The sequence below is a fragment of the Acinetobacter sp. V110_1 genome (assembly GCF_031798975.1).
Lineage (GTDB): Bacteria > Pseudomonadota > Gammaproteobacteria > Pseudomonadales > Moraxellaceae > Acinetobacter > Acinetobacter nosocomialis_A.
This window is the reverse complement of the sequence record NZ_JAVQNN010000016.1, coordinates 123,735-147,297: the sequence shown is the minus strand read 5'-3', so window position 1 is coordinate 147,297 and position 23,563 is coordinate 123,735. Positions and strand designations below refer to the sequence as shown.

The 23,563-nt window shown below is 37.5% G+C and carries 20 protein-coding genes; 7 read left to right on the top strand and 13 right to left on the bottom strand.

All coding sequences use genetic code 11. The annotated features are described in order from the left end of the window. Nucleotides 1-260: 260 nt before the first annotated feature. Nucleotides 261-764: a cell wall-recycling L,D-carboxypeptidase ElsL gene (gene elsL / locus RMA95_RS06105; protein ID WP_263614508.1), complete on the bottom strand. Its 504-nt coding sequence runs from the start codon at nt 762-764 to the stop codon at nt 261-263. Between the two features lie 151 nt (nt 765-915). Continuing rightward, a complete protein-coding gene (locus RMA95_RS06100; protein WP_311069894.1) occupies nt 916-1,284 on the bottom strand; it encodes a YbaN family protein in 369 nt (122 codons plus the stop codon). Nucleotides 1,285-1,388: 104 nt separating this feature from the next. Between RMA95_RS06100 and RMA95_RS06095 the strand changes: the two genes are divergently transcribed. The 3 genes from RMA95_RS06095 (at nt 1,389) to dapE (ending at nt 3,797) form a co-directional block, all read left to right on the top strand. Continuing rightward, nucleotides 1,389-2,282 (top strand): DUF1853 family protein, encoded by an 894-nt coding sequence (locus RMA95_RS06095; RefSeq protein WP_311069893.1) that lies wholly within the window; start codon nt 1,389-1,391, stop codon nt 2,280-2,282. A 112-nt stretch (nt 2,283-2,394) separates the two neighbouring features. Next, nucleotides 2,395-2,538: an entericidin A/B family lipoprotein gene (locus tag RMA95_RS06090; RefSeq protein ID WP_002051109.1), complete on the top strand. Its 144-nt coding sequence runs from the start codon at nt 2,395-2,397 to the stop codon at nt 2,536-2,538. A gap of 125 nt (nt 2,539-2,663) precedes the next feature. Continuing rightward, the gene (dapE, locus tag RMA95_RS06085) at nt 2,664-3,797 is read left to right on the top strand and encodes a succinyl-diaminopimelate desuccinylase (protein ID WP_263614511.1); all 1,134 of its coding nucleotides are present in this window, start codon (nt 2,664-2,666) and stop codon (nt 3,795-3,797) included. A gap of 143 nt (nt 3,798-3,940) precedes the next feature. Here dapE and RMA95_RS06080 read toward each other — a convergent pair whose 3' ends face one another. The 8 genes from RMA95_RS06080 to pilG form a co-directional block, all read right to left on the bottom strand. After that, entirely contained in the window at nt 3,941-4,822 is an 882-nt protein-coding gene (locus RMA95_RS06080; protein ID WP_311069892.1) for an alpha/beta fold hydrolase, read from the bottom strand. A 7-nt stretch (nt 4,823-4,829) separates the two neighbouring features. Continuing rightward, complete coding sequence (locus tag RMA95_RS06075) at nt 4,830-6,239, bottom strand: radical SAM protein (protein ID WP_311069891.1); 1,410 nt, start codon at nt 6,237-6,239, stop codon at nt 4,830-4,832. Nucleotides 6,240-6,476: 237 nt separating this feature from the next. After that, nucleotides 6,477-6,944, bottom strand: a complete 468-nt coding sequence (locus RMA95_RS06070) for a hypothetical protein (protein WP_311069890.1) — start codon at nt 6,942-6,944, stop codon at nt 6,477-6,479. Beyond that, entirely contained in the window at nt 6,941-11,470 is a 4,530-nt protein-coding gene (locus tag RMA95_RS06065; RefSeq protein WP_311069889.1) for an Hpt domain-containing protein, read from the bottom strand. Before RMA95_RS06065 ends, RMA95_RS06070 begins: the two co-directional genes overlap by 4 nt. A 147-nt stretch (nt 11,471-11,617) precedes the next feature. Further along, nucleotides 11,618-13,699 (bottom strand): methyl-accepting chemotaxis protein, encoded by a 2,082-nt coding sequence (locus tag RMA95_RS06060; protein ID WP_263614515.1) that lies wholly within the window; start codon nt 13,697-13,699, stop codon nt 11,618-11,620. Nucleotides 13,700-13,745: 46 nt separating this feature from the next. Then, nucleotides 13,746-14,282 (bottom strand): chemotaxis protein CheW, encoded by a 537-nt coding sequence (locus RMA95_RS06055; RefSeq protein ID WP_263614516.1) that lies wholly within the window; start codon nt 14,280-14,282, stop codon nt 13,746-13,748. A 58-nt stretch (nt 14,283-14,340) separates the two neighbouring features. Next, complete coding sequence (locus tag RMA95_RS06050) at nt 14,341-14,703, bottom strand: PleD family two-component system response regulator (RefSeq protein WP_004705774.1); 363 nt, start codon at nt 14,701-14,703, stop codon at nt 14,341-14,343. A gap of 23 nt (nt 14,704-14,726) precedes the next feature. Beyond that, complete coding sequence (gene pilG, locus RMA95_RS06045) at nt 14,727-15,110, bottom strand: twitching motility response regulator PilG (protein WP_263614517.1); 384 nt, start codon at nt 15,108-15,110, stop codon at nt 14,727-14,729. Nucleotides 15,111-15,392: 282 nt separating this feature from the next. Here pilG and RMA95_RS06040 point away from each other — a divergent pair, with 282 nt between their 5' ends. From RMA95_RS06040 to RMA95_RS06025, 4 genes are read left to right on the top strand one after another with little or no spacing between them, the layout of a single operon-like run. After that, the gene (locus RMA95_RS06040; RefSeq protein WP_311069888.1) at nt 15,393-16,031 is read left to right on the top strand and encodes a hypothetical protein; all 639 of its coding nucleotides are present in this window, start codon (nt 15,393-15,395) and stop codon (nt 16,029-16,031) included. 59 nt (nt 16,032-16,090) lie between these two features. Further along, nucleotides 16,091-17,209, top strand: a complete 1,119-nt coding sequence (locus tag RMA95_RS06035) for an efflux RND transporter periplasmic adaptor subunit (RefSeq protein ID WP_311069887.1) — start codon at nt 16,091-16,093, stop codon at nt 17,207-17,209. Between the two features lie 15 nt (nt 17,210-17,224). Continuing rightward, the gene (locus tag RMA95_RS06030) at nt 17,225-20,323 is read left to right on the top strand and encodes an efflux RND transporter permease subunit (RefSeq protein ID WP_311069886.1); all 3,099 of its coding nucleotides are present in this window, start codon (nt 17,225-17,227) and stop codon (nt 20,321-20,323) included. Nucleotides 20,324-20,382: 59 nt separating this feature from the next. Then, nucleotides 20,383-22,098, top strand: a complete 1,716-nt coding sequence (locus tag RMA95_RS06025; protein WP_311069885.1) for a proline--tRNA ligase — start codon at nt 20,383-20,385, stop codon at nt 22,096-22,098. 45 nt (nt 22,099-22,143) lie between these two features. On the opposite strand, the gene RMA95_RS06020 is transcribed toward RMA95_RS06025, so the two are convergent. From RMA95_RS06020 to RMA95_RS06010, 3 genes are all read right to left on the bottom strand, one after another. Next, nucleotides 22,144-22,485, bottom strand: coding sequence for a YegP family protein (locus RMA95_RS06020; protein ID WP_311069884.1), 342 nt, complete (start codon nt 22,483-22,485; stop codon nt 22,144-22,146). A 211-nt stretch (nt 22,486-22,696) separates the two neighbouring features. After that, nucleotides 22,697-23,041 (bottom strand): zinc ribbon domain-containing protein YjdM, encoded by a 345-nt coding sequence (locus RMA95_RS06015; protein WP_019457546.1) that lies wholly within the window; start codon nt 23,039-23,041, stop codon nt 22,697-22,699. A gap of 90 nt (nt 23,042-23,131) precedes the next feature. Next, complete coding sequence (locus RMA95_RS06010) at nt 23,132-23,488, bottom strand: DUF488 family protein (protein WP_311069883.1); 357 nt, start codon at nt 23,486-23,488, stop codon at nt 23,132-23,134. Nucleotides 23,489-23,563: the final 75 nt, after the last annotated feature.

Genomic DNA, 23,563 nt, shown 5'->3' with positions numbered 1-23,563 from the left:
ACCGCCGACATTCTGCTTGTAAGGCAGACGCTCTACCAACTGAGCTAAGCGCCCTTAACGTCTTCATCGTTTGTGAGGTGCATTATAGAGAATCTTTAACAGGTGTCAAACGCTTTTCGACAACTTTTCAAAAAAATGCGAATGAATGATTAAAAATAAGTCATTATTAAGTAAAAAACAATTTTTTGTATTTTATTTAAGCACTTATTTTAATATTTTGATCATTCGACGAATAAAACAAGAATGTTTAAAATCACAATTTAGGTTAAAGATTGTTCAGACAAATAAACAAGAGCATCTTCAGGGACTAAATCAAACAATTCAATGATTTCATCATTACGCATTCGAATACATCCATGTGACATTGGAACACCCATTGGTTCTTTATCAGGAGTACCATGAATATAGATATAACGTTGCATAGTGTCGTGCCCATCTCCTTTGTTAAAGCCCTCTTCTAAACCATCTAACCAAAGAATGCGTGACAATATCCAATCTCGTTCTGGAAATTGTGTAGCGAGTTCACTGCTATAAACTTCGCCTGTTGGCTTACGTGCAATAAAAACTGCATTTTTAGGGGACTGCATACCAAATTTCTGGGCAACACGATGCCATCCACGTGGAGTTTTGCCGGTATTTTCTTGTTCCCCTATTCCATTCTTACCTGTAGAAACTACGTAAAACTTATTATGTTTAGGAAGGCTTAAAGTTTGGTTTGCTAAATCGATAAGAATATCTGCATCTTCAAGTTTAAATTGGGACATGGAATTTCTTCTCTTATATAAACTCAACTCTATTTTGAGCTTTAATAAAAATTAATGGGAAACTTGTCTTACATCGCAAGTAAAAGATTATTAATCCTCTTTTATCTACGCACAGTTTCACCGCTTGTCTTGCGCCAAAAATAAAAGATTATCAATCTTTTATTTTTGGCTCAGGGCGTAGCCATAACCAAATTGCAACAACTAGCATGGTAGTATCGGTGAAAACTTTCACCCAAAATGGCGCAGAGGTAAACAGCATTAAAATACCGCTTGTGGTCATCATAATGCTTGCAATCCATTTTGCCTTACGTGGTACCGTACCATTGGCTCGCCAGTCACGTAGAGTTGGTCCATATTTTGGATGTTTTAATAGCCATGCATCCATCTGAGGCCATCCTTTTGAGGCAGCCCAAGCAGCCAGAATAAGAAACACTGTTGTCGGCATGCCTGGTAAAATTGCTCCAATAATACCAAGCGTGATAAAAATCACGACCAGAGTTCGCCAAAACAATGTTCGCATATATAAACCTTAAGCTATTGTTGATCGTAGTATAAAGTGTTTTTCTGGTATTGTTTTGTTGATCGACCATGAAATTGGGATGAATTATTTCGAGTACTAAATGTATGAATATTGCTTCAGTTAAAACATCCTATTTTGAGCCATGGCTACAGTTCAACCATCCAATGGTAAGGCAATTAGCATTTACTATTGCTAGTCCCAATTTACTTTGTCATCTTCCCCAAAGTCTCGCTATTCAGCATAACTTTCAATTACACCCTGATCAGATTTGGGAACAACATTTTCAGAACTATTTACCACGTTTAAAACAACTCGATGAAACACCAGAACCTTTACTTCAGTTTATGTCTCGGCTGAAAAGCACACGCTTAGGCTTACGTTTTGAAAATTTACTTTGGTTTTGGTTACAAGAAGATCAATATCATTCTTATCAGTTATTAGGTTATAGTATTCAAAAAATCGAGGGTGCAAAAACTTTAGGAGAGCTCGATTTTTTAGTTTTAAATAAAGAAACTCAACAAGTTGAACATTGGGAAGTTGCCCTAAAATATTACTTGGGTGAAGGTCAATTAAATTTAGAACAGTGGATTGGCCTAAACAGAGAAGATACTTTGAGTAAAAAGCTTTATCACTTTACCGATAAGCAGTTTCAGTTTTCAGAAGCTTTAGGTTTTAAAGTTCAACAGCGTTTTGCTGTACTAAAAGGTCAGCTCTACCTTCCCTTAAATTCAGCTCAAGACCAATCGATTCCGGACTGGGTAAATTCAACCCGTCGTCTCGGATTTTGGGGAACAGTGATTCCTAACTCTAATTTTTATCGTCTAGAGAGACATGAATGGCTTTGCCCTAATAAACAAGCAAGCTCAAACACTGCTTATTGGTGGACTGACGGTTTATATTATAGAAACACTGAGAACACTCAGTTTTATATGTTTAGACATCCTTTTCTCTTAAGCTTAGGACTCAACAGCGACGAAAAAATGCCGCTTTACAAGTAGGTATGAGCTTATAGAAACAATTTATAACGTTTTTACTATTAAATAGTCATGTTTCTTTTTGCGTTTGTTTTTTAATCTAAATTTACTTCATTATTAAATTTAAACGGAGAAAATGATGAAAAAAGTTTTAGTCGCGTCTGTAATGATTGCATTTGTATTAACTGGCTGTAATACGTTCAAGGGTTTTGGTAAAGATGTCTCTAAAGCTGGTGATGCTGTAAGTAATACCGCACAAAAAACTGAGAATAAAATGTAAGTTATGCACAGCTTCGGAAAACCTTATCACTTCGATAAGGTTTTTTTATTTTTAAATACCCAACCTTTAGAGATTCGCCTATTATATCGGACTATATTTCACCTACTCATCATGTAGTTTCCGGTATGAACCACTCAGACACTCTCTCGCTTAGTTTAGAACTTTTACAACAGCCTTCTGTTACTCCTATTGATCATACTTGCCAAACGATTATGGCTGACCGTTTAGCTAAAGCTGGTTTTCATATTGAACCTATGCGCTTTGGAGATGTCGATAATTTATGGGCTCGACGCGGCACTGAAGGGCCTGTGTTTTGTTTTGCAGGACATACCGATGTTGTTCCAACAGGCCGTTTAGAAGCATGGAATTCAGACCCATTTGCACCAGAAATTCGTGATGGTAAACTCTATGGTCGTGGTTCAGCTGATATGAAAACTGCGTTGGCAGCTATGGTGGTCGCATCTGAACGCTTTGTAGCAAAGCATCCAAACCATAAGGGCTCAATTGCTTTTTTAATTACTTCAGATGAAGAAGGCCCTGCTGTTAACGGTACAGTTAAAGTTATCGAAACACTTGAAGAGCGTAATGAAAAAATTACATGGTGTTTGGTCGGTGAGCCATCAAGTACAAGTAAATTAGGTGATATTGTCAAAAATGGCCGTCGTGGTTCTTTAAATGGCGTACTACATGTTCGCGGTAAGCAAGGTCACGTGGCATATCCTCACTTAGCCCGCAATCCAATTCATGAAGCTTCGGCTGCCCTAGCACAGTTATGCCAAACTGTTTGGGACAATGGAAATGAATATTTCCCTGCAACTTCATTCCAAATTTCGAATATTCATTCAGGTACTGGTGCAACCAACGTCATTCCAGGTACTTTAGAAGTTACTTTTAACTTCCGTTACTCAACAGAAGTTACAGCTGAACAGCTGAAACAGCGTGTGCATGAAATTTTAGATAAGCATGGTTTGCAATATGAGATTGACTGGAACTTATCTGGTTTGCCATTTTTGACTCCAGTAGGTGAATTAGTTAATGCTGCTCAAACTGCTATTCTAAATGTAACTGGCACTGAAACTGAGCTATCGACTAGTGGCGGTACGTCTGACGGGCGTTTCATTGCGCCAACAGGTGCACAAGTTTTAGAACTCGGTGTTCTAAATGCAACTATCCATCAAATTAATGAACATGTGGATGTACACGATCTTGATCCTTTAACTGATATTTATGAGCAAATTTTAGAAAACTTACTTGCTTAAAATATTGAAGATCATTGACTAGATAAAAAGCATCCTCTTTAGGGTGCTTTTTATTATTTTAAACTGTGAGTACATTGTTTAAAAATCTTAAAATAGGATTCTTATTTATTAATCTGGATAATTTAAATTTATTTTCATACTCTTTATAGAACTTCTTTTGAGTTCTTATCTATCCATTGCAATATAGTGGGCCAAACTTCCCTAGCAGCATTTTGGCTTAAAACAATTCGGCTATGGGAATAATTTTCCAAGTTATTATTAGAGTAACCAAATTCACGAAATACGTTATCTTGATTTTCAAAAGCTTTTAAATATTTATAACATCCTTTAACTGGTGCAATAAATTTATCGCCAGTTCCGCTAATAGAATATATTGGGACTCTAATAGAGCTCATATGTTTTTTATAATCAATATTTTTAAATTCACTCATAAAATTTTGCTTTAAATTCCAGTTAAACCAAGGTCGCATGGTGTAGTAGCTTTCATTTACTCGTCCTAATTTAAATTTATTAGCTGGTATCTGGCCTAGACTTTTAACAACAAGTTTTGCAGAAAAAAGTTTAATAAAGTCAAAAGAGTTATTTACTGCCCCAAATGCTTGGCAAGCTATAAAAGTAATACTTTGGATATTCTTTAAATATTCTGGATAATTAATCAAGAACATTGTTAAGCATAAACCTCCGCCACTATGGGTTACACAGTGTAAAGAGGCGATATTAAAATTTTGATAAATATAATGAAATGCAGTCTTATATTCATATAACGCAACAGTTTCAAAATTAAATGGAATATCTGTTTTTGGGCTTGTACCGTGCCCTCGCCATTCTAAAATAAAACAGATATACCCATGATTTGCCAAATAATCTGCAATACCCATACAAACAGTCTTGTCTGAAAAAGCACCATGAGATAAGAAAATTGCTTCTTTTTTTATCAGAGTGTTTTCGCTTTTAGCAATTTCCCATAAAGCAAACTCGCCATGGTCATCTGTTTTTAAAATATGCAGCTCTTTATGAATTGACATTTATTTTCTACTGTTGCAAAGATTTTATTCTAGGTTGACTTAATAATGCCTGAATAAGTGGAGTATAAAACTCGCCTTCATTAATAAGTTTAATATATTCATCATTATGCTCTACCCAACCTTCTTCAGCTAATGCATCCCAAATAGGCTTATAATCGAGTTTAATATCACTATTAAAAATTTTCTCGTACTTTTTGGTGTTAATTTTCATTTCCTGTAATGCTTGAAATATCCAAATTAATTTTACGTCTTCAAGATCATGAACAAACATACGTTCAACAGGAAGTTTATTTAAAGATATTGCATTGTAGTATTCAGTTAAGTTTCGATGATTCATTGCTGAAACAGATTTAATGCTTGATGAGTTAGGTTGCAGTCTCATATTAACGGCTGCATAACCTAATCCACTCATTGTGGTCATTTTACTTTGGCCATTGGCATCTAAGCAGTCTCTAAGGTTATCTTCATATAAATATTTCTCTGAAATTAATTGGTTATTATCTTCTTTTTCCCAATCATATACTGTTTTTTGTTTATAGCCTTTGCTTATTAAGAACTGTTTAGCAATGTTATACATTTCAATTTTCTTCTCAATAGAGGGCGTATTTTGCTTTTGTTTTGTCGCAAAGTCAGAACGACCAGCAATATTAAGCTCATAGTGTGTAATATGTTTTATTCCTGATTGAACAATACTTTCCAAGTCTCCTAGCATTGCCTCAACTGTTTGATTTGGCCAGCCATAGATCAAATCGACGTTACAAGATAAAGAGTACTTATGGAACAGTTCAATTGCATCAAAAACCTGCTTTCTCGTTTGTTTTCGACCGCTTGTAGCGATTAACTCATCATTAACCTGTTGTACTCCCATACTGACACGGTTAAAACCTGCATCTTTAATTGCTCTTATTTTATCTTCATTAAAAAGTTGAGGGATACCTTCTAATGTCATTTCTATAGGGCTAGATATACCAGCATCGGGAAAAAGAGAAGATACAACCTTAGTCAGTTTTATATAATCATTAGGCTGAAGTAAATTAGGTGTACCTCCTCCTACATACAAACTTTCAAGCGTAGCTCCTTGATAAAATTCTTTATATAAGTGGGCTTCCCTACTTAAAAAATCCAGATAAAAGTCCATTTCCCGCTTACCTTTATAGTCTTGTGTTGGGAAAAGACAAAATCCACAATGAGGTGGATCAGTAGGAATACAATATGGAATGCCTAAATATAAATTTATAGACTTATATTGAGCATCTGTATTTAATAAAAAGTAATTATTTTCTTCTTCCTTTAAATCTGTTTTCCACATTTTAGGTGAGGGATGGGTATGTAGAACTTTATTTGATAAATGTCTTACTTTATTTTTTTGGATGAAATTTTTAATCGAAGCAATATCCATAGTCACTATATTTGTCATTATATATCAATAAATATATTGTATTTAAATATAATAAATTACGCAATTAATTTAATTCTTCCAAACATCAGAATTTTTATTTTTATAAATTTAATCTCGAGTAAAATTTTTGAATTTATATAATAAAAATATAGCCATAAATTTAGATATTTTAAAAAATAAAAATCCATCTTTTAGTATTATTAATATATTATTTAGTCATCATAAAAAAGGAACTCATTTGAGTTCCTTTTTTCTTTATAAACCTAGCGCTTTTTCAATATATTCTAGGTTCGGTATATGGTAGCGTCGATCTTGCATTCGCACATATTTAAATACTGTTGGATGCTGTTCAGCTTCCTGATGCTCATCTATTTCATCGACAATTTCAGAAATACGTAGACGAACAGAAAGTGGCATTGTTTTACACATTAATGCAAAACGCTGACTAATATCTTCCCCTTCAATAACCAGTGCTACAGCATATTGATCAGTTTCGTTATGGACTGAGTAGATAGGGAGCTTTACATCATGCCACTCAATATGTTTTACGCCATTTCTTACGTCCATAGCGGATAACACAATATTTTGGGGCAACAGCATAGGTACCTGATCATTACATTCAATGATATAGGCATCAATAAAACCAGTTGAAACCGTAATAAGATGCTGTAGCTCTTGCTGGTCCATATTACCGATCAAAGATGTATTTACACTACCTTTCATGATTTGACCTCGCTTTCAAAAGCTACAAGTAAAGCATCGATATTCTCTAGTAACTCTTCCTCTTGGAAAGGTTTACCCATATATTGACTTACACCTAACGAGAATGCTCGTTCACGATGTTTTTCACCTGTTCTGGATGTAATCATAATAATTGGCATGTATTGATGCATATCATGATGTCGTACAAGATTAAGTACTTCGAAACCATCCATACGTGGCATTTCAATATCAAGTAGCATTAGATCTGGCTTAATATTTTCTAGCTGCTCTATGGCATCAACACCATCTTTAGCCGTAACAACATCGTAGCCTTGGCGTTCAAGTAATCGGGACGTTACCTTACGTACAGTTACTGAGTCATCGACAATCATAACGAGACGGCGTTCGTCTGATTCACGTTGTCTATATACTGCTTCATTAAGCTGCTTATGACGCGGTGTAGACTGAATTTGTCGCGCAATATTTTGTCCGTCTAAAATTAAGCAAACCTGTCCGTCACCTAAAATAGTGGCACCTGCAATTGCCCCAATGCTAGCGAACTGTTGACCAATTGGTTTCACTACAATTTGTGCTCGAGAACCAATTAACTGGTCAACAAGCAAAGCCACTGTTTGGCCATTATTGGCTTTAATCATTAAGACAGGTAATGAATACATCATGCCATTTAGACGTGGCATTGGTTGATTACCCACAAATTCTGAAAGATAACGTAATGGATAACGTTTATTTTCATACTCGAATAGTTCTTTAGGACTTTCAAAATACTGCTCTAAAGAAGCTGGCGAAACTCGAACAATTCGATCGATTTGAGCAAGTGGAATCGCAAATTGCTGATCTGCTACTTTCACCATTAAGGCATCACTTACAGCTACAGTGGTCGGTACACGAATAGTAAATGTTGTTCCCTTACCGTAAACAGAGTCAACGCTAACATGTCCACCTAAAGCCTTAATATCGCTTTGTACGACATCGAGTCCAACACCACGCCCAGAAATTTGAGTAATCTGTTCTGCAGTACTTAAACCCGGATGGAAGATCAGCTGTAAAATGTCTTGCTGTTCCAAGACTTGTTCGGACTTGATCAGACCCGCGAGTAGTGCTTTCTGGCGCACTTTTTCAACATCAATACCTTGTCCATCATCACTAAAGACAACGACAACATCTGTACCTTGACGTTGAATGTTAAGTTCAATACGCCCTGCTTCCGGTTTATTTGCTTGTTGACGCTGTGCTCGGTCTTCTAAACCATGGTCAATTGCGTTTCTAAGCATATGCTCAAGCGGTGTCACTAAGCGTTCTAAAATGTTCCGGTCTAACTCACCTTCTGTATTATTTACAAAAAGCTCAGCAGGTCTGTTCAATGCGGTAGATGTCTGACGCACAATTCGCTGCAAACGCGGTAACAAACGCGAAAATGGAACCAGTCGTGTTCGCATCAAACCTTCTTGAATTTCTGCCTGAATTCGTGACTGTTGTAAGAGAAGACTTTCTGTATCTCTGATCTTGTGAGATAACGTATTTTTAAAGTCGACTAAGTCCGATGCAGATTCAGCAAGAGATTTCGATAACTGATTTAAAGATGAATATTGGTCCATCTCTAAAGGGTCAAAGTCGGTATAACGAGAATGCTCAATACCATGTTTGGCAATAATCTGTGTTTCTAACTCGCCTTCCATTCGACGTAACTGATCGGCAAGTCGTTGAATAGCCAATTCCATTTCAACCAAGGTATGACCAAACTGGCTCAAATCCATTTCAATTCGTGAACGGTTAATCGAGTTCTCACCAGACAAATCAATCATCTTCTCGATCAAGTCTGCTGAAACACGGATCATTTCATTGTTCTGATCCAGACGTTCTGTTTGCTCCCATACGCCCATCATTGGCGGTGGTTCTGTACCATCACCTTGTATAAAGGTCATCACAGGTTCTGAGCTAAACAAATCAGTTTTCGTTAACTTAGCCGGAATTTGGATATTCGTTTCAAAGAATTGAATATTTTCTAAACTTTGCTGTAATCCATCGAAATGCTGATAGTTGTGCTTGAAAATAGCATCTTTTAGCCATGCAACTGCACTTTCGAGCAAATGGTCATAAATATTCGAGTTGAAGTGATGCAGTGCAAATTGTTCAAAAGTATTTTCAAGTTGATAGGCAATCGCGTAGACGGCTTCTAAACCGACCATTCGTGCACCGCCCTTTAAACTGTGCACAGCTCTTTGTAATTGAAGCAAAATACTACGGTTTGTACGCTGCTCAAACCATTGTTTCAATAGCACACCAGCCATTTCTAACAATTCAGCAGCTTCTTCTAGGAATGTCTGCTCAACAACAGCCGTAATATCCTGTTCTTCAACTACCGCTTCATTCTCTTGCAATGATGTAACAGATGTTATTGCTTCAACTGGCGTAGCTAACTCAGCAACAACAGTATCAAATACCTGATCATGATGAGCTTCTAATTCTGCAAGAACAGGCTCAATTTCTGCCGGTCTTTCATCGATTAATACTTCAGATATCAGCTCCTGTTCAGAGAATATCTCACTTTCAGTATCAAGTGCTTCAACCATTGGTAGAGGTTGGAAGTTAGAGTTTTTACCCGCTTGTTTTAACGCGTTAATGGTGTAAGGAGCTGCATAATCTAGCTGTTGTTCACGCATGATTTGCAGACGGTCAGCCAAGTCATCTTGGACCAAACGAATAAAATCAATTAGAGGTGAAGTTGCAACTAACTGCTTTTGAATTAAACGCTCATATACACTTTCTAATTCATGGGTAATTGAACCAAGATAAGTCGCCTGAACCATATTTGCTCCCCCTTTCAAGGTATGCAAATAGCGCATTAGATTATTCAGGGCTGCAAAGTTTTCTTGCTCACCGACCCAAATATTGAGATCGGTATCAATTCCCTCAAGTAGCTCATCAGCTTCTTCAAGAAAGATATCTAAAAGGTCAGCATCAAAGTTTCGATTTACCTGTGTAGAGGAAATATACTGGCGATCTTGCTGTACACTTTGGCTTAATACAGTCCAGTCAGCAGAGTCTGGTAGACTCTCTACAGTAACAACCTCTGGAACTTCTGTCTCTAATTCAATACTGAATAGTGACTCATCAAAAGTAGAATCTTGCTGAGACAGATCGTTTTGAATGCTCGGAGTATGTAGCGTATAAAGTTTTAATTCTTCTAGAATACTTTGATGTTGCTTAACAATACCGACTCGCTGACCAGCAGCCAAGGCATCGAACAATTGAATAAGCTGTTGATGCGCTTTTTGATAAATTTCAAAAATATAGTCTGATTGCAATAACATAGGTTTATCAAGCAATACATCATAGCTTTCTTTCAGTTGGCTAGTATATTCATGCAAACCAAGCATTGCTTGAGAGTGTGTATGTTGTAACAACAGGTCAGCCTGTTCACTTAGACGTTCAAGATAGCTTGGAAATTCATTACGAATTCCCTTCTCAAAATCTAACTCTGCATCTAGTAGCTCAGAGACATCTAACAGCAATAATTGTGATACCAAGCCATGAGACGGCGTTAATGGATCTGTTCGATCACCATGTTGCTCAACGTAAGCATCCCATGATTGATTAAACTGTTGTAATCTCGCTTCAAGCTGTTCACTTGAACTACGGTTAGATAGCAGTTCTAAGCTATCTCTAATAAACTCACGATATTGTTGTAATAATAAAATCTCATCTGAGTTAGAAGAAAGCTCTTCTTGCAGTAGTATTTTAAATAAGTGCTCAACTTTGGTACTGGCGTCAAAAATTGTTTCGACCTGCGCCATTGCAGAACTACCACGTAAAGTATGTAGCGCGCGTATTAAAGCATTATAGCTCTCATACTGGTGTAGCTCTTGATCTAAGAACTGGTGAATTGTAGCTAAATGCTCCTCCGCCTCTTCCATAAACAAGGTCAAAGTTTCATCTAGATTTATTTCAATTCCAGTATGTGCATCTTGAGTGATTGGCTCAACTAATGAATCTTGCTCGATGTAATCTAGCTCAAGTCCAGTTACTGTTTCAGCAGTAAGCGTATTTGAAAGTTGTAAAAGCTCTTCTAAAGCAGGTTCTAAACTTTGCTGTTGTTGTAGTTGTTGGCCTAATAAAATAAGCGGTCTAAAATCTACTGCATGTGCTCTTTTTTGCTTAAAGTTATCTACTAATTTAAGGAAATAGAACTTAAACACTAACTGAACATAGCTCTGGATAGCTGGAGTCAACTTAAGGCTTTGATTGATTACTCGATTGAGCGTATCTTCAACTGTCCAAGCAAGCTCAGCTGAAGATTTAGCACCGATCATTCTTCCAGAACCTTTTAAGGTATGAAAATGGCGGCGAATTTCAGTGAGCGTAGCAGTATTCTCAGACTGCATCCATTCATTTAGCAATGGTTGCAAATCAACAAAAATTTCTTCAATTTCTTCGACGAAAATGTCAAGAAACTCAGCATCTTGTTCAGAATAGCTATCTTCAGGTAGCGTCATTGCTTCAGTTAAAGTTTTTAATATTTCTTTCATAGCAAAGGCTTCTTTTGCTTACCCCCTGAGTGGGGAAAACTACAGAGTCAACACCAGAAAAATAGCTATTTCCCCAATATTTGTCTGGCGCTGCTCATACTTTTAAAAGAATAGCTATTATGAGAATAGCTATTCTCATCCCCCAATTTAGTCAGGTAATTTAAAGTCCGTTACTGACTCACGTAATGACTCCGACATGTTCGCCAATTCAGATACAGAACGAGCAGTATCGAAGGTTGCCGTTGTTGTTTGTGAAGTAATTTCTTGTACAACTGTCATGGTTGCAGCAATGTGACTCGCAGAAGCTGATTGAAGTTTTGCTGCATCAGAAATGCTCGCAATTAAGTTTGCCAAGTCACCCGATACTTTTTGAATTTCGTCGAGTGCAATACCCGCATCTTTCGCCAAGTTAGCACCACGTACAACCTCAGTTGTCGTTTGTTCCATTGAGATAACGGCTTCGTTAGTATCCGTTTGAATCGTTTTAACGAGCGTTTCAATCTGTTTAGTTGCTGAAGCAGAACGTTCCGCAAGACGCTGGACTTCGTCGGCAACCACGGCGAAACCACGACCCGCTTCACCGGCCATAGATGCTTGAATTGCTGCATTTAATGCAAGGATGTTTGTTTGGTCTGCAATATCGTTAATGAGCGATACGATGTTACCAATTTCTTGTGAAGACTCACCCAAACGTTTAATACGTTTTGAGGTTTCCTGAATCTGTTCACGAATGGTATCCATACCCTCAATAGAACGGTTTACGACTTGTGCACCATTAGATGCAATAGATACCGAACGTTGTGCTACGTGGGCAGATTCAGAAGCGTTCGCAGATACTTGGTCAATAGACAATGCCATTTCGTTCATTGCCGTTGATGCACCTGCAATTTCTTGTGCTTGGTGCTCAGATGCCTCTGCTAACTGGTTGGTAATATTTTGAGTATCTTGCGTATAGCGAGCAACTTCTTGTGATGTTTCATGAATTCGAGATACCAAGTCTCGTAATTGGTCAATCGCAAAGTTAATCGAATCGGCAATCGCACCAGTAAAGTCTTCCGATACTGTTGCATATGAGCGTAAGTCACCATCTGCAAGATCGGCAATTTCGTCAAGTAAACGTAAAATCGCATTTTGGTTACGATCATATTCTTCTTGTAATGTCGCTACACGTTGTTTATCAGCTTTACTACGAAGAGATAAAAGCTTTAAGACAGAACCAATTAAGCCAAGAAGCGATAACGTAAGCAACGCAACTAATGCAAAAGCCTGCCAACCGTACTGTGTTTGCTCTGAAAGATCACCTAATGCAGTTAACATTGCATCAGATTGAGAGAAGATCTCACTAGATGATTGACGTACGTTTACGATCTGGTTGGTATTTTTGAGAACAGATGTCGCGGCAGATTTTAAAACTTTATCATACTCAGTTTTAATACCTTCCAAAGATTCACGCACTTCTGGGGATTCAACTTTAGCTACGCCTAATTCAGCATTTCCGTTTAGCTGCGCATCTAAGTACACACCAAAAGTCTCAATATCGACACTAAAGTCATGCGCTGAGTTTTCAGAGTTCTCTGTACCAACGAAAACGGAGTTAATAGAACGCAAAATACGTTCCGCAATAAATACCTGGTTTTTAGCAATCACGACCTGACTACTTGGTACTTTTTCACGGACCATCTTATCAACCATCAAGTTATATTCAGCTTGAATCTCAGGAATAGAATCACTAATCGAGATATTCATATTATATAACTGGTTAATTACGTTCTGTTGTGATGAAATCAAATCAACGTCATAAGACAAAGATTTCCACAGAGTCGCTACTTTCTTATACTCTTTTGAAGATGTGCCATAAATATTTTCGACATTTTTGATATTTTTGGCGAAAACTTGACGCGATTCAATTAAGTCTTTCATCGCTTGAGGCGAACCAGAAGCTGTTGCTTCCGTAGCCTGTCTAGAAATCGTTTGTGATAATAAACGTAACTCACCCATACTACGGGTTAATTCGTTATGTCGAGGTACACTATAAAATAAATAAGCGAGCGAAGTTGAAGCTAATACTAAACATGCAGACGCTACATAAAGGATAGGCTTGGACTTTTTACTTTCCCCAAATAAACTGGCATATTGGTCAATTTGTGACTGGATTTTCGCAACAAAGTTGACATTCGATTTTTCGTTTACACCACGATTGCCACTTTTCTTTTTAAGTTTAAAGCCCATACAGCTTCTCCCCAGAAAAATACGCTGTTTATTAACAGCATAAAAATTAGTTTATAAATTTTGTCGATGCATTCATATAATGTGGGTTTTGCAATAATCGACTAAATAAAAAGACATGCCAGTGCTGATTGTGCTGGTGAAAATAACCTTGGCAATATTCTTTTAAATTTTCCTCCAAGTTTAAACTTTGAGAAAAAAAGCTTTTTTTATTAAAGTGTTGGATCCCCAAGACCTGATCAACAACCAACCCCACATATTGGTCGTGATGGCTAATACATAACACTTTTTGGGCAGCCGAAAATGAACTTCGTTGCCCTGAAATAAAATGTGCCAAGTCAGAAACTGAAAGTAATCTTCCCCGAATATTTGCCAATCCCTTTACCCAACTTTGGGTATTTGGAACAGGTGTATATTTTGGTGGATAGATTACTTCTGACACTTCCCCAAGTGGTGCGACGAAGTATTGCCCTCTCATCTCAAAAGCAATTCCTGACCATCGCTCTGCTTCATTTTGGACTGAAGCGTAATTCTTGTTACCTCGTTTAGACAAACGAAGTAACTCGATAAATCCGTTCGCGGCCATACTCGATCCTATAAGACGGGTCTAGATCCCGCCATTTATGTTTTTATGAATGGATGAGTTAATTTAGAAATTGTTTAATTACATCGATCAATTGCTTTTCTTCAATCGGCTTAATCAAGTAATCAAGCGCGCCTTGACGTTTGCCCCATACTCGGTCAGTTGCCTGATCTTTAGTACTCACAATAACCACTGGAATATGCTTAGTGTCTTCATCACGAGTAATCTGACGTGTTGCCTGAAAGCCATTTACACCAGGCATTACAACATCCATTAACACTAAGTCAGGCTGTTCTGCTTTTGCCAAAGTTACACCATCTGCACCATTCGATGCTTCAAGTACATCATAGCCATGCTTGGTTAGAATTTCTCTAAAACGATAAGTTTCTGTTGGTGAGTCATCAACAATAAGAATACGTGCCATTTCTTTGCCCTTAAATTACTTAATTATGAACTTACATGATTACGAATCGCATTTAGCAATTCATCTTTGCTAAATGGTTTCGTCAAGTATTCATCTGAACCTACCACACGCCCTTTTGCCTGATCAAATAGACCATCTTTACTAGAGAGCATGATAACGGGAATGTTCTGATAACTTTGAGAGTTCTTAATCAGAGCACAAGTTTGATAACCGTCTAAACGAGGCATCATGATATCTACAAAAACGATATCTGGATTAGCTTCAGCAATTTTAGATAAAGCTTCAAATCCATCGACAGCAGTAATCACTTCACAACCTTCACGTTGCAATAATGTTTCTGCTGTACGGCGAATAGTTTTTGAGTCATCAATAACCATTACTTTCAGATTTTGGAACGCATCTTCCATTTAATCTTCCATCCCCATAACATAAAATATAAATGCAATTTAACTTAAATTTGTTTTTACAGATTTATACGCATTTTTAACATATCTATACTTCTATTTTCAATGAAAGGTTTTTGTCTACTTTCTCATTTATAAACAATAACTTTTAACCTCATCACACTTTCGAAAAAATTATCATTTTTTTTATAATATTAATATTTTTATTCAGTTAAATAATAACTAATATATTTAAGATTAACTATTTAAAAATAAGTGGCTTAGCTTTCTTTTTTGGGGAATTTTATGAATAAGCGGGTGAAATACGCCTTTTATAGGAACTGCTTGTCTGTATTTATAGGCATTGCCTCCTGCGGGGCACTGTTTTTATCTTTCCCAACTTTAGCTGCCAATGACACTCCTAAAGCTGTCTGGTATCGCTATTATGATCAACATGGCATTGCCAATATCAGCACATCTGTAACCCCAGCTCATATCCGCTATGGATATGAAGCACTCGATCAAAATATGCAGGTCATTAAAAGAAATCATCCCTATAATTCAGAGGCTGATTTAAACCAATCCTCTCAGCGTGCATTATCAGCTCGGTACAGAGAAGAAGATAACAAGTTAAAAAAAGCATATAGCAATAGTAAAACTGCGGTAATTAAAAGAGACCAAGCTTTATTGGCAATAAAAAAACAAATGAATTATCAGCAAGAACAACTCAATCAGTTACAACAAGACAAAATTTTATTTAAACGTCAGGAAATGGAATATTTTCGTAAAGGTGAAAAAGTTCCTGAAAGGCATAAAACTTTGATTGAAAATAATCTAGTTAACATTTTAAAAGTTAAACAAACACTTGAAATACTTTCAAAAAATTATAACCGCACTAACAAAGAGTATGAAAATATTATCGAACGTTTAAAAAAGCTTGAATAAGCGCACAGCTTTATCAAGAATAGGGGCAAAATAAAATTTGAATTACAGGATGATGCTGTATGCGCACAACGCATCTCACCCCTTCTACTTTTTTTAAATTAAGCTTGATCAGCCTGAGTTTGATTTTGGCTGCATGTCATCAGCAAGAAGCACCAAAAACAACAGCATCTGAACCTAAAAAAATTGAACTCATTCCTCAAGATTTAATTTCTGTAAAACAAGGTTCGCTTGCTGCTCAAACTGCTTTTACAGGAACTATTCGCGCACTACAGCAAAGTTCTATTCAAGCTCAAGTCAGTGCGACAGCAACATCCGTTAATGCAAATGTAGGTCAAAAAGTACAAAAAGGCCAAGTATTAGTCAGGTTAAATAATCAAGACAATGCTGCACGTTTAGCTCAGGCAGAAGCTAATCTTGCTTCTGCTCAGGCACAAGCAGAGCTCGCACGTAATTTAATGAATCGAAAACAAAGATTACTCAATCAAGGCTTTATTGCCCGTGTGGATTTTGAACAGAGTCAAGTAGATTATAAGGGTCAACTTGAAAGTGTTAGAGCTCAACAAGCCAATGTTGATATTGCTAAAAAAGCTGATCGGGACGGTATCATTACGAGCCCTATTTCAGGTGTGATTACTAAACGACAAGTTGAACCGGGACAGACTGTATCTGTTGGGCAAACACTATTTGAAATCGTTAATCCTGATCAATTAGAAATACAGGCAAAGTTGCCTATTGAGCAACAATCTGCACTAAAAGTCGGTAGTTCTATTCAATATCAGATTCAGGGTAATTCAAAACAATTACACGCCATACTGACTCGAGTCTCACCTGTAGCAGACCAAGATAGTCGTCAAATTGAATTCTTTGCGGCTCCTAAAGAAGCGATTGATTCATTAAGTATCGGTGCATTCATTAATGGCATTATTTTGCAAAATAATCGCAATCAAGGACAAACCATTCCTTTAGATAGTATTCAAAACCTGCAACAAGATCCTTTCGTATGGGTAATACGCAATCAGACTATTCAAAAGGTTAAAATTCACGTAGTTGAGCAACGTTACAATGAAAACATTGCTTTGGTACAAGGTTTACAAAGTACAGATCAAGTAAGTCGTATCCAGTTTGAAGATACTGATATCAATAAAAAAGTGACGCTTACAGCCGAAAAAAATAAATAAGGTAGCAAATAGCTTATGTGGTTTACCCGAATCAGTGTGAAGTACCCCGTTTTTACCATTATGATGATGCTGTGCTTAATGGTACTTGGGTTAGCCTCTTGGAAACGCATGACGGTTGAAGAGTTTCCTAATGTAGATTTCCCATTTGTAGTCGTCACTACGCAATATGCTGGTGCTTCACCTGAAGCGGTTGAGTCTGATATTACCAAAAAACTCGAAGACCAAATTAATACCATTTCGGGCATTAAACAAATTACTTCACGTTCAAGTGAAGGGTCTTCGATGGTCATTGCTGAGTTTAATCTTGATACCTCTTCAGCAATTGCTGCCCAAGATGTCCGCGACAAAATTGCTCCAGTTATCGCTCAATTTCGTGATGAAATTGATACGCCGATTGTGCAACGCTACGATCCTTCATCCAGCCCAATTATGTCGGTGGTATTTGAATCGAATACGATGAGTTTGGCTCAATTAAGTTCGTATGTAGATAAAAAAATTGTGCCGCAGCTTAAAACCGTTTCTGGTGTAGGTAATGTCAATTTACTAGGTGACGCTAAACGCCAAATTCGAATTAAAGTTCATCCTGAACAATTGCAAAGCTACGGTATTGGCATTGATCAAGTCATTAACACGCTAAAAAATGAAAACATAGAAGTTCCTGCAGGAACCTTACAACAAAAGAATTCTGAACTCGTGGTACAGATTCAATCAAAAGTTATTCATCCTTTTGGCTTTGGTGATTTGGTTATTGCCAATAAAAATGGCTCCCCTATTTTTCTAAAACAAGTGGCAACCGTTGAAGATACTCAAGCCGAACTACAATCCAGTGCTTTTTATAATGGAAGAACAGCCGTCTCTATCGATATTTTAAAAAGTTCAGATGCCAATGTAATTCAAGTCGTCGATAAAACTTACCAAACTTTAGAGAAGCTAAAAGCTCAAATGCCTGCGGGATTAAATTATAAAGTCGTGGCAGACAGCTCCAAAGGTATTCGCGCTTCAATTAAAGATGTAGTTCGCACCATTCTTGAAGGGGCAGGCTTAGCAGTTTTAATTGTTTTACTCTTTTTAGGTTCTTTCCGTTCTACCGTCATTACAGGTTTAACTTTACCCATTACCCTACTTGGAACATTAACCTTCATTTGGGCTTTTGGTTTTAGTATTAACATGATGACGCTGTTAGCCCTGTCACTGAGTATCGGTCTGTTAATTGATGACGCGATTGTCGTTCGAGAAAACATTGTTAGACATACAGAGCTCGGCAAAGACCATGTCACCGCAGCTTTAGAAGGCACCAAAGAAATTGGGCTAGCAGTACTTGCAACCACGCTTACCATTGTGGCAGTATTTTTACCTGTTGCTTTCATGGGTGGTTTAATTGGCCGTTTCTTCTACCAGTTTGGCGTAACTGTAAGTACAGCTGTTCTCATTTCCATGTTTATCAGCTTTACACTCGACCCGATGCTTTCAGCGCATTGGAAAGACCCGGTAAAGAAAAAAGAAAGTCGACTACAACATTTCTTTAATCATATTTCTAAATTACTAGATGGCCTTACCCATATTTATGAAAAGCTGTTGAAGCTTGCCCTACGCTTTCGTTTCATTACAGTCATTATCGCGATTGCTTCACTCATCGCTGCCTTAGGTTTATCTAAATTGATTGGAACCGAATTTGTACCAGTCCCAGATAAAGGCGAAATTCGTATTCAGTTCGAAACGCCTGTCGATGCTTCTTTAGAATATACCCAAGCTAAGTTACATCAAGTCGACCAAATTATTAGACAATTCCCCGATGTAGTTTCTACCTATGGGGTTGTAAATAGCACAATAGACGCTGGTAAAAACCATGCTGGTTTAGGGGTGACTTTAAAACCAAAACAAGAGCGTAGTTCAGACTTAACAACGCTCAACAATCAGTTCCGTGATCGTTTGCAAACGGTGGCGGGTATTCATGTTACCTCCGTTGCTGCTGCTCAAGATTCAGTTTCTGGTGGTCAAAAGCCAATCATGATTTCGATTAAAGGGACTGATCTGAATGAACTTCAAAAGATTTCAAATCGATTTATGACTGAAATGGGCAAAATTAAAGGTGTGGTCGATTTAGAAAGCTCATTAAAAGAACCAAAACCCACTTTAGGGGTTCATATTAACCGTGTGCTGGCAAGTGACTTAGGCTTGTCTGTTTCTCAAGTTGCCAATGCAATTCGTCCATTAATTGCAGGCGATAATGTCACAACGTGGGAAGATCGTGACGGCGAAACCTATGACGTTAATATTCAGTTAAATGAATACAAACGCATGCTTCCTCAGGACGTGCAAAACCTATATCTCAACTCAAACAAAACTGGTGCAAATGGACAACGAATATTAGTTCCATTGAGTGCGGTAGCAACAACTGAGGAAAAACTCGGCGCGTCACAAATTAATCGACGCGATCTTGAACGCGAAGTACTCATTCAAGCCAATACGTCGGGACGCCCAAGTGGGGATATCGGTAAAGACATCGATAAAATGCAAAAAGCATTTAAGTTGCCTGCCGGTTATACCTTCAATACCCAAGGTGCCAATGCCGACATGGCCGAGTCTGCGGGTTATGCATTAACTGCTATTACGCTTTCCATTGTATTTATTTATATTGTGTTGGGTTCTCAGTTTAATAGTTTTATTCACCCAGCTGCGATTATGGCATCTTTACCCTTGTCATTGATTGGGGTATTTCTTGCCCTCTTCTTGTTTAGAAGTACCCTAAATCTATTTTCAATTATTGGCATCATTATGCTCATGGGGCTGGTAACCAAAAACGCGATTTTACTTATCGACTTTATTAAAAAGTCCATGGAACATGGGGAAAGTCGTTATGATGCTATTTTACAAGCAGGTAAAACCCGTTTACGCCCAATCTTAATGACCACAAGTGCGATGGTTATGGGTATGGTTCCATTAGCTTTAGGTTTGGGTGAAGGCGGAGAACAAAGTGCGCCAATGGCCCATGCTGTTATTGGTGGCGTAATAACCTCTACCCTGTTGACTCTTGTAGTAGTACCCGTCATTTTCACTTATCTGGATGACTTGAAAAACTTTATGCTGCGTCAAACTCGACGATTCATGTCATAATGCAGCAACTATCGTATAATCTGCGTTTTTATAACGCTTAACTTTTTAGGACTTTTTCCATGCGCGCAAGCCGCTTTTTATTTGCAACGTTGAGAGAAACCCCAAACGATGCTGAAGTGATTTCACATCAGCTCATGTTACGTGCGGGGATGATTCGTAAATTGGCATCAGGTTTATATACATGGCTGCCGATGGGAACACGTGTGCTTAAAAAAGTTGATGCGATTGTTCGTGAAGAAATGAATCGTTCAGGTGCTATGGAAGTGTTCATGCCCGTGACTCAACCCGCTAGCTTGTGGGAAGAATCAGGTCGTTATGAACAATACGGCCCTGAATTATTACGCTTCAAAGACCGTCACGACAACCCGTTTGTGCTTGGTCCTACACATGAAGAAGTAATCACGGATTTAGCACGTAACGAGCTAAAAAGTTATAAACAGCTTCCTGTAAATTTCTATCAAATTCAAACCAAATTCCGTGATGAAATTCGTCCACGTTTTGGTGTAATGCGTTCACGTGAGTTCATTATGAAAGATGCATATTCTTTCCATGCAACTCAAGAATCATTACAAGAAACTTATGACGTGATGTATGACACCTATAGCCGTATTTTTACTCGCTTAGGTTTAGATTTCCGCCCAGTTCAAGCGGATACTGGCTCGATTGGTGGTTCGGCTTCACATGAATTCCATGTATTGGCTTCAAGTGGTGAAGATGACATCGCATTTTCAACTGAATCTGATTATGCAGCAAACGTTGAAATGGCTGAGGCTGTTTTAGTAGGTGAACGCGCAGCACCTGCACAAGAATTTAAGTTGGTTGAAACACCAAACCAAAAAACAATTGATGATGTTTGCCAATTCCTAAATGCTGATCCGAAACAATCTGTTAAAGCATTATTGGTTCAAGGCGTTGCTGATGAAAAAGGCAATGTTCCTGTGATTGCTCTATTCTTACGTGGCGATCACGAACTGAATGAAATTAAAGCTGAGAAACATCCTTTAGTTGCCGCTCCTCTTACATTTGCAACTGAAGAGCAACTTCAAGCATTTGGTTTAACGGCTGGCTTTACAGGTCCACAAGGTTTAGTTGAAAAAGGCTTAACTGTTATTGTTGATCGCGCTGCATCTGTTCTTTCTGATTTCGTTGCTGGTGCAAATGAAGCGGATAAACACGCAGTCGGCGTAAACTGGGAACGTGATGCCCAAATTACTGAAGTTTTTGATTTGCGTAATGTGGTTGAAGGCGACCCATCTCCAGATGGTAAAGGTACACTACAAATTAAACGCGGTATTGAAGTTGGTCATATTTTCCAGCTTGGTACTAAGTACTCTGAAGCTTTAGGCTGTAAAGTTTTAGGTGAAGATGGCAAACCATTTACAGTAACAATGGGTTGTTACGGTATTGGTGTAACACGTGTAGTTGCAGCTGCAATTGAACAAAACTACGATGACAAAGGTATTATTTGGCCTCAAGCGATCGCACCTTTTGAAATCGCAATTGTTCCAATGAATGCACACAAATCACCTCGTACGCTTGAAGCAGCTGAAGCACTTTATGCAGAACTTCAAGCTCAAGGTTTTGATGTATTACTTGATGACCGTAACGAACGTCCGGGCGTTAAATTCTCTGACCTTGAGTTAATGGGTATTCCACACCGTATCGTGATTGGTGAAAAAGGCCTTGATGCTGGTACGTTTGAATATAAAGGTCGCCGCGATGCTGAAGCGAGCAATTTAACTAAAGAAGAACTTTTAGCTAAATTAGCACGTTAATAAATACATAAATAAAAAAGCAGCTTTTAGAAGCTGCTTTTAATTTTACGCCTCAACCGTTAAGTCTTTAATGGTTGCCGAAGATCCATTGGTTTTCACCGATTCAATTCCTTTATCACGTGATGCTTCACTGGCATAGAACTGACTCGTACCAATAATTTGATGATTTGCAGCTTTTAAATTAAAGTAAGGTTTCCCATTTTTTGCAGTTAAACGATCATATCGCCCATCGTCACCACTATTTTTTTGAACTGACTCAATACCATTGACTGCTGATGCTTTCACTTTATATAGCTCACTATTTAAAATAATTTCACCATTACCAGCCTTGAGTACAAAGCGATATTGTCCATCATTCGCTTGTGAAATCTCGTACCATCCTGCCATAAGAACCTCGTTTTTTTGTTGGTGTGGGTATGACTTTCGTTATTATTCTGGACGAAAGTTATTTGTTATTGATGACAATATAAATGAGCTGTGTAACTTTGGGTAGTCTACTTTTTATACATTATCGTAATAAAATTATAAGGATGTTGAAAGTTAAAAAAGGTAGAGGCTTGATGGGTACCTCTACCGAAATGTAATTAAAATTAACAAATTAAGCTTTTTTTACAAATTCAGATTTTAATTTCATCTGACCAATACCATCAATTTTGCAATCAATATTATGGCCATCACTTGCATCGGGAACTAAACGAATTGTTTTTACTTTTGTTCCCACTTTAACAACCGAAGATGAACCTTTAATTTTTAAGTCTTTAATCACAGTGACACTATCACCATCTGCCAAGACATTACCATTTGCATCTTTAATCACTTCTTGTTCATCAGCAATTGAAGCTTCCCCTTCCTTCCACTCATGTGAGCATTCAGGGCAAATTAATAAGTCGCCGTCTTGATAGGTATATTCTGATTGGCATTTTGGGCAATTTGGTAAAGACATAAAAAAATCTCAAAAAGTATATTATGCGAGATATGACTCATTTTTTAAAGTTTTAAATAAAAGACTTTTACCAAAAAAAAATTTATATATTCATTTCTTCTCTTTCTCTAATAAATAGTCTCTTAAAATAACCGCATGGTTATGCTCCACATCTTTTGCCGAATATAAAAGAGTGACTCTATGCTTGGACACAATGTCTTGTAACTCTTTAACTGCTGGGTTTGTTTCTAGTTCTTTTAAATAGCGCTGTTTGAACTCACTCCAATGCTCTAAGGACTCTGCATGAAACCACTTACGCAGTTCAGTTGAGGGGGCTATTTCTTTTAACCATAAATCTAAATGGGCATTTTCTTTACTTATCCCTCGACTCCATAGCCGATCAACTAATATTCGTTTTCCATCATTGGCACTTACATGTTCATAAATTCTTTTAATGTGTATTTCCATCTCTTTTTCTCACTAGACAGCCTCATTGTTTGGGCCTCATCAACTTTAATATTTTGTTCTCTTTTAAGCGTAATT